The 3,936-nt window shown below is 73.4% G+C and carries 4 protein-coding genes and 1 pseudogene; all 5 read right to left on the bottom strand.

Features of this window, described 5'->3' with window-relative positions:
* Positions 1-318 (bottom strand): annotated as a pseudogene (locus tag KME77_RS15350) (aminotransferase class V-fold PLP-dependent enzyme); the annotation flags it as partial.
* A 67-nt stretch (positions 319-385) separates the two neighbouring features.
* A complete protein-coding gene (locus tag KME77_RS15345) occupies positions 386-1,339 on the bottom strand; it encodes a TIGR04222 domain-containing membrane protein (RefSeq protein ID WP_219467434.1) in 954 nt (317 codons plus the stop codon).
* A 54-nt stretch (positions 1,340-1,393) separates the two neighbouring features.
* Positions 1,394-1,993, bottom strand: coding sequence for a short chain dehydrogenase (locus KME77_RS15340; RefSeq protein WP_219467432.1), 600 nt, complete (start codon positions 1,991-1,993; stop codon positions 1,394-1,396).
* Positions 1,994-2,043: 50 nt separating this feature from the next.
* Positions 2,044-3,003 carry a prolyl aminopeptidase gene (gene pip, locus KME77_RS15335; protein WP_372451176.1) on the bottom strand — a complete coding sequence of 320 codons (960 nt, stop codon included), beginning with the start codon at positions 3,001-3,003 and terminating at the stop codon, positions 2,044-2,046.
* Between the two features lie 15 nt (positions 3,004-3,018).
* Positions 3,019-3,936: amino acid ABC transporter ATP-binding/permease protein (locus KME77_RS15330; protein ID WP_219467431.1), on the bottom strand; the 918-nt coding region annotated here is incomplete at its 5' end.

The raw sequence follows: 3,936 nt of genomic DNA, 5'->3' as shown, positions 1-3,936 counted from the left end.
GGGGAACAGGTTGCTGGTGAACTCCTCCTCCGGCACCAGCACCCGCGAACCCGCCGGCAGCGCGGTGGCCACCGTGGACATGATCTGCGACACCGTGGAGCCGACCATCACGTCGGCGCCCGGCGCGCCCACCATGGCGGCGAACGCGGCGCGGGAACGGCCCACCGACGCGTCCCACGGCTCCCAGCTGCTGCTCCCGTGCCGCCACTGCGTCAGCACGGCCTGCAGCTCGTCGAAGGCGCGGCGCGGCGGCAGGCCGTAGGAGGCGGTGTTCAGCCAGCCCGGCCGGGCGTCCCAGAGGTCACCGGCGATGTTCATGTGGATCAGCCTAGGACGCCCGGTTTCTACGGTTTTCAGCGAGGGCCGTGCGCGGCCCTCGTCCCGGTCAGCCGCCGCCGCTCCCGCAGCCTCCGCCGCTCCCGCAACCCCCGCCTCCGCACCCGGAGCCGCCGCCGCACGAGCTCCCGCCGGAGGACGTGTCGCCCCAGCTGTCCCCGGATCGGCAGCTCGCGTTCGAGCCCGGGTCCCGAGGGCCGCCCGCGTCGGCCGGGTACAGGTGGCCGTCCGGGACGGCCCGCGTGCTCAGCTCCTTCGACAGGCCGGGATCGCCGAGGTGGCTGAGCCCGTAGAGCGCCAGCGGCATGGCCACCGCGTCCCCGACCACGCCGTACGCGTGCGCCCGCCGCGCCTTCCTGAGCTGGTGACGCCCGGCCCGGCTGAGCGTCACCGGCAGGTTGCGCGCGTACAGGAGCCCGGCCCCCTTGGCCAGCAGCCAGTTGCCCCCGAACGCGAACAGGGCGGCCGTCATCAGCTCCGAGTTGCCCACGATGATCATCATCAGCACGGTGAGCACCGCCCCGCCGATCGCCACGAAGGGGATCAGCCGCAGCAGGTCCACGCACATGCGGAACGCCGCCGTCGAACGCGGCTCGACCAGCAGCCCCATGCCCACGAGCCGCCGTCTCAGCTCGCCCATCTCGGCGGAGGCGGCCACCTCGCGCTTGACCTTGACGACCGACCGCGCGCCAGACCCCTTGCCCATGACCGACAGGACCCGCTTCTCGACCGGGTACCCGCCCGACGTGGCCCCGGAGACCTTGTGCAGGTTGCCTCCCTTGGAGACCCGTACCTCTCCCTCCCTGGCCAGCAGGCCGAGCGCCGTGTCCGCGACCCGGGCCGGCCCCCCGGCCAGGTACGCGATCTCGTAGTAGTCCAGCTCGACGTCCTTCAGGCCGCCCAGCGACAGCCGCGCCGCCGCGCGGGCGGCCTCGGCCGTCAGGACCGTCCCGATGGTGAGCGCTCCTGAGATCCCCGAGAAAACGATCAGGACAACGTCCATCTCCCCACCTCCCCGTGTTCCACGATCAACGGGTAAGGCGGAGATGAAGGTTCCTCAGGGCAGCATGTACACCCGGCCGGTGTGCATGCCCTCGACGGAGCGCACGAACGCCTGGCAGACCGCGAACAGGTCCACCGCCGGCATGCCGGGGAAGACGTCCTCGTACCGGGCCGCGCTCTCGGTGAACACCGACGGGCTGACGGCGTTGACGCGGCGCGGGGCGATCTCGATCGCGGCGGCCCGGACGAACGCCTCCACCGCCCCGTTCGCCATCGACGCCGCGCTCGCCGTCGGGACCGGCTCGCGGCCCAGCACCCCGGTGATCAGCGTGAACGAGCCGCGCTCGGCCACATGCGACAGGCCCTGACGGACCAGCTCGATCTGGGACAGCACCTTGCCGCGGAACGCGGTCAGGTAGTCGTCGGGCGTCATCTCGGCGACCGGCCGGTACGGCACATGGCCGGCGGCGCTGACCACGGCCTCCAGCGGCCCCGCCTTGTCGTACATCGCCGACACCTGTGCCGGGTCGGTGACGTCGAATCGCAGGTCAGCGCCCTTGCGTGCCACGCCGATGATCTCGTGGCCGCGCCCGGCCAGCGTCTCGCCCACCGCCATGCCCAGCGTGCCGGTGGCTCCGATCAGCAGAATCCTCATGCCCGCGACGCTAGATCGGCCCGGCCCCGCCGACAATGCACCGGTATCGCTCAGCTCCTCGCGAAGGCGTCGAGGACGGCGTCGATCTGCTCGCGCATCGTGGCGCTGCCGGTGTGCCCGGAGTCCTCCACCACGACGAGCCGCGCGTCCGGCCAGGCCCGCGCCAGCTCCCACGCGGTGACCAGCGGCCCGCCCAGGTCCAGGCGGCCGTGGAACAGCACGGCCGGGATCCCGGCCAGCCGGTGCGCCTCGCGCAGCAGCACCCCCTCCTCCAGCCAGGCGCCGTGGGAGAAGTAGTGCGTGCAGATCCTGACGAACGCCACCAGCGCGTCCGGCGGCCGGTCGCTGTAGGCGTTCGGCTTGCCGTTGACCTCCAGGGAGATCACCGCGTCCTCCCACGCCGTCCAGTCGTGCACGGCCTTGGCGCGCACGACGGGATCGGGGGCGGAGGCCAGCCGGGCGTAGGCCGCCACGAGGTCGCCGTCGCACTCGGACTCGGGCAGCCCCTCGCGGAAGCGCTGCCACTGCTCGGGGAAGAACCGGCCGACGCCCCGGTAGAGCCAGTCGACGTCGGAGCGCCGGGTCATCGTGACGCCCACGATCACCATCTCCGAGACCCGCTCCGGGTGGGCCTGCGCGTACGCGAGCATGAGCGTGGACCCCCACGAACCGCCGTACAGCATCCACCGCTCCACCCCGAGGTGCTCGCGCAGCCGCTCCATGTCGGCGATCAGGTGGTGCGTGGTGTTCGTGGTCAGGTCGGTGCCCGGGTCACTGGCATGAGGCAGGCTGCGGCCGCAATTACGCTGGTCGAACAGGATGATCCGGTAGCGCTCGGGGTCGAAGACGCGGCGCTGCCCCGGCGTGCAGCCCGAGCCGGGGCCGCCGTGGACGACGAGGACGGGCTTGCCGGCGGGGTTGCCGCAGACCTCCCAGTAGACGAGGTGGCCGTCACCGGCGTCGAGACGCCCGTGGTCGTAGGGCTCGATGGGTGGGTGCACCCGACGCAGCATACTCACGCGTGGTCACCGCCTGGTGAGGGCCTCGGACTCCCACAGGTCGCGGTAGTAGCCCGGCACGGACACCAGCTCCTCGTGCCGTCCGCGCTGCGTCACCCGGCCCTCCTCCAGCACCACGATCTCGTCCACCCGCTCCAGGCCGCGCAGCCGGTGCGTCACCAGCAGCGTGGTGCGGTCGTGGGTCGCGTCCAGCAGGTCGGCCATGAGCGCGTCGGCGGTCTCCTCGTCCAGCGCCTCGGCTGGTTCGTCGAGCAGCAGCACCGGCGGGTCGTGCAGCAGCGCCCTGGCCAGGGCCAGCCGCTGGAGCTGGCCGCCGGACACCGTCCTGCCGTCCTCGCCCAGCTCGGCGTCCCAGCCGGTCCGCTCCACCCAGCCGTCGAGCCTGGCGGCCCGTACGGCGGCCCGCAGCCCCTCGTCGTCGGCGTCGGGGCCGGCCAGGCGCAGGTTGTCGCGCAGGGTGGTGCGGAAGATGTACGGGTCCTGGGTCAGGCCCGTCATCATGGCGCGCACGTCGTCGGAGGGCAGGTCGCGGATGTCGGCGCCGTTGACCCGGACGGTGCCGGACTCCGGCTCGACCAGGCGCATCAGGGCCGCCAGCAGGGTGCTCTTCCCGGCGCCGCTGGGGCCGACGAGCGCGACGCGCCTGCCGGGGGTGAGCGTCAGCGACACACCGTCCACGGCCGCCGGGACGCGCGCCTCGCCGGGCGCGTCGCCCGCTGTCGGGTTGCCGGGCGTCGTGTGGCCTGCCACCAGGTCGCCGGGTGCCGTGTGGCGTACCACCAGGTCGCTGATCTCGACCGTGAGCGGCGGTGACGGGACGGCCGCGGCGGTGGCCGGCTCGGTGACGGCCGGGGGAGCGGAGCGCACCTCGCGCAGGCGGCGCAGCGCCGCCATGACGCCCGCCAGGCGCTCGCCCGCCGCCGC

This window comes from Nonomuraea rhizosphaerae, assembly GCF_019396405.1.
GTDB lineage: Bacteria > Actinomycetota > Actinomycetes > Streptosporangiales > Streptosporangiaceae > Nonomuraea > Nonomuraea rhizosphaerae.
Note: the sequence above shows the minus strand (reverse complement) of the source record. Positions and strands in the feature narration are given on the sequence as shown.

Excerpts from the sequence above, each read along its gene's own strand:
- KME77_RS15345 (WP_219467434.1), bottom strand. The coding sequence starts at position 1,339 with ATGGACGTTGTCCTGATCGTTTTCTCGGGGATCTCAGGAGCGCTCACC.
- KME77_RS15340 (WP_219467432.1), bottom strand. The coding sequence starts at position 1,993 with ATGAGGATTCTGCTGATCGGAGCCACCGGCACGCTGGGCATGGCGGTG.